This window comes from Neisseria sp. P0021.S007, from assembly GCF_051956855.1.
Window position 1 is genome coordinate 1 of record NZ_JBQCXA010000802.1, and the last position, 594, is coordinate 594.

Genomic DNA, 594 nt, shown 5'->3' on the forward strand with positions numbered 1-594 from the left:
ATGTAACCCAGCTCCACTACGCCCGCCAAGGCATCATTACGCCGGAAATGGAGTTTGTCGCCATACGCGAACGCATGAAGCTGGACGAACTTTTCAGACGGCCTGAATACGCCAAGCTCTTGAAACAACACGCAGGGCAAAGTTTCGGCGCGAATATCCCAACCCATCCCGACCAAATCACGCCCGAATTCGTGCGCCAAGAAATCGCCGCCGGACGTGCGATTATCCCTGCCAACATCAACCACCCCGAACTCGAACCGATGATTATCGGCCGCAACTTCCGCGTCAAAATCAACGGCAACTTGGGCAACTCCGCCGTAACCTCCAGCCTGACCGAAGAAGTCGAAAAAATGGTATGGTCGCTGCGTTGGGGCGCGGACACGATTATGGACTTATCCACAGGCGCGCACATCCACGAAACGCGCGAATGGATTATCCGCAACGCGCCCGTCCCCATCGGCACGGTGCCGATTTACCAAGCTTTGGAAAAAACCGGCGGCATTGCCGAAGACCTGACTTGGGATTTGGTGCGCGATACCTTAATCGAGCAGGCAGAACAAGGCGTGGACTATTTCACCCTGCACGCAGGTGTAT

1 protein-coding gene is annotated in these 594 nt (G+C 55.6%); it reads left to right on the forward strand.

The window, feature by feature from the left end; genetic code table 11:
* Positions 1–594, forward strand: a 594-nt coding sequence (locus ACTHUR_RS16035) for a phosphomethylpyrimidine synthase ThiC (protein WP_440399668.1), incomplete at both ends; no start/stop codon positions are given.